At 61.9% G+C, this 2,721-nt stretch carries 2 protein-coding genes and 1 pseudogene; 2 read left to right on the forward strand and 1 reads right to left on the reverse strand.

Going from position 1 to position 2,721, the window contains the following annotated elements:
* Window positions 1–300 (forward strand): annotated as a pseudogene (locus tag Q4P21_RS14405) (hypothetical protein); the annotation flags it as partial.
* Window positions 301–319: 19 nt separating this feature from the next.
* Here Q4P21_RS14405 and Q4P21_RS14410 read toward each other — a convergent pair.
* Window positions 320–1,492, reverse strand: a complete 1,173-nt coding sequence (locus Q4P21_RS14410) for an MFS transporter (RefSeq protein WP_303389431.1) — start codon at window positions 1,490–1,492, stop codon at window positions 320–322.
* Window positions 1,493–1,708: 216 nt separating this feature from the next.
* Between Q4P21_RS14410 and Q4P21_RS14415 the strand changes: the two genes are divergently transcribed.
* Complete coding sequence (locus tag Q4P21_RS14415) at window positions 1,709–2,635, forward strand: pseudouridine synthase (RefSeq protein ID WP_303389432.1); 927 nt, start codon at window positions 1,709–1,711, stop codon at window positions 2,633–2,635.
* Window positions 2,636–2,721: the final 86 nt, after the last annotated feature.

Genomic DNA, 2,721 nt, shown 5'->3' on the forward strand with positions numbered 1-2,721 from the left:
AACGAACTGTGCTTTCTGGGCGGTGTACATCCTGCTGTCCCAGTGGGCGAGGTGCAGAACCTGCCCCGCATTCTTGCATTGGCAAAGCGGCTGCTCGAGGCCAACAAGGACAGGTCCGCTCGTTCCACTACCGGAGGCCCGGCACGGCGGGATGCGGCCATGTGGGTATACGGGCTTGCAGGGAAACCGTGCAAGCGGTGCGGATCCCTCGTGCGGCACTCCACCATGGCTGACCCTGCATTCCCCGTTCGGGCCGCTCGGGACATCTACTTTTGTCCACACTGCCAGGCCGCATCTTAGGTGCTGCGCCAGCGGCGTATTAGTGGGCCGTCGGCACGGCGATCGACGGCGGAGAAGCAGCAGGCGCGCGCAGGAACAAGGACAAGAACAGCGCCAGTACAGGCAGCGCAATCAGCATCACCAACATGGTGTGCAGGCTCGTGGCGTCTGCAATGGCACCAAGCACGGGGTTGAAAAGCCCACCCACGGTGACGGCCAGGCCCACGGTCACCCCGCTCGCCGTGCCAATCCTGTTGGGCAGGTAATTCTGGCCGAGAATGACAAAAACGCTGAACGGTACGAAGATGCTGACGCCCGTCACCGCCACCAGAACCAGTGCTATGTGCCATTCAGGGGCCAGGACCAGCCCAACCATGGCAGGGATGCAGACGGCAAAACCGTAACGGATGGAAATCAAGGGGCCGAAGCGGTCGGCCAGCCAGCCGCCAAGGAGCGTTCCACAGGCTCCGGAGGCGAGGAAAATGGTCAGTGCGGCACCGCCAATCACCTCCGTGGCGCCAAGATTGTGGATGAAGTAGAGGGCTAGGAAGGAACTCAGGCCAAAGAACACGATGGAGCGGACCAGCACCACAGATGTCAGTTTCAAAAACTCCGGCCAATTGTCCTTGCCCTGGGGCATGGAGGAAAATCTGGGGGCACCGGCCGGACCATCCAGCACCGGCCCCATCTTCTTGATGAGGATCACCGCCATGACCACTGCAGGGAGTATCAAAAGTGCAGTGCCGCGAAGTCCAAACCCCAGGAGCACCGGCGTCGCCAGGAGGGAGCCGAGGGCGAAACCCACATTGCCGCCCAGTGCGAAGATGCTCATGCCACGGTTGCTGTCACCTGCCGCACGGCGGGCAGCACTGGCTGCGGAGGGGTGGAAGGCAGCGATGCCCAGCCCGGAGATGGCAACCATCAGCCATGTTGCGGCATAACTGGAAAACAGGCCGGCCGCGGCCACGCCAAGTGCAGCTACCAGCATCCCGGCAGGAACCAGCCAACGCCGCGGTTTGTGGTCTGTCCAGACGCCAAAAGCTGGTTGCACAATGGATGAGAGCATGGTCGCAGCCAGGGTCAGCCCGGCCACAGCGGCATAGCTGTAGTGGCGTTCGGAGACGAAGAACGGCAGCATGGCCGGCAGCACGCCCTGGTACAGGTCATCGACCATGTGGGCGGAGGACATCATGGCAACACCGCGCTTGTTCACGCGTCACCCCGTTCCACGGGAATATGGCCGCCACGGTACACCTGCAAACGTGTTTCACAGGGGCTAGCGGCCTACTTCCGAGGTTACCCCCAACTTCAGCGCAAAGTCAGGGCAGTGACTTGGAGCGTTTCGGAGCCACCATGTCCGGGGCATTGGCTGAACCAGTCCCGGAGCGTGTTCGGCACTGCCGCCAAGCCTCGGTACCCTTGAAAGGTGATGAAATCTCCCCTTCCCGTGCGCAATGGCGTCAACGCCACCCGCATGCGCATGCCTGATGAAGGACCGTGGGCAACAGCCATGGAGTACGTGCTGGAGAAGTTCGGCCACGTTGACCCGGCGGGGATTGTGGACAGGTTCGAACGCGGCGAGGTCAAGGCCCTGGGCGGGGAAATCGTCACCCCCACAACTCCTTTGAGCGAGCACCTGTTCATTTGGTACTACCGCGAACTTCCGGTGGAAAAGCGGCTGCCGGTGGAACTTTCCATTCTGCACCAGGATGAAAACCTCGTGGTGGTGGACAAGCCGCACTTCCTGCCAACCACCCCCGGCGGCATGTATGTGCAGGAATCCGCGCTGGTGCGTTTGCGGGTGCTTCTGGACTTACCGGATCTGATTCCCATCCACAGGCTGGACCGCATGACGGCGGGTGTGCTGCTGTTCTCAGCCAACCCGGAGACCCGCGGAAAGTACCAGCTGCTGTTTGAAAAGCGACGCATCGAGAAGACCTACCGCGCCGTAGCTCCGGTGCGTGAAGACGTGGAGTTTCCGTTGGTGGTGCGCAGCCGCATGACCAAGTCGCGCACCTACTTGCTGGCCGAGGAGATCGAAGGTGAGCCGAATGCCGAGACCCGCATTGAGCTCATGGACACCCGCGTCGACGAGGCATCCGGGGAAACCCTTGGCCTCTACGACTTGCAGCCGCACACCGGCAAGACCCACCAGCTGCGTGTACATCTGGCCTCACAGGGCATGGGGATTCTCAATGACCCGTTTTACCCCGTTCTGCATGAGCAGGCACCGGATGACTACACGAAGCCGCTGCAGTTGCTGGCCCACAGCATTTCCTTCAAGGACCCCCTCACGGGTGGGCAGCGCAGCTACTTCTCCGAGCTGGAGCTCGCAGCGTTCCCCAACCACAGCTAGAACTGGCCGAGGAACGAGGTAAGGGAGGGCATGGGGAGGTTCACAGGCCTATCGCGGCGATCTCCACAACGGCCTTGACCTCGGTA

This window comes from Arthrobacter sp., from assembly GCF_030540645.1.
Taxonomy (GTDB): Bacteria; Actinomycetota; Actinomycetes; order Actinomycetales; family Micrococcaceae; genus Specibacter.

Coding starts and splice junctions, on each gene's coding strand:
- Q4P21_RS14415 (WP_303389432.1), top strand. CDS start 1,709: ATGAAATCTCCCCTTCCCGTGCGCAATGGCGTCAACGCCACCCGCATG.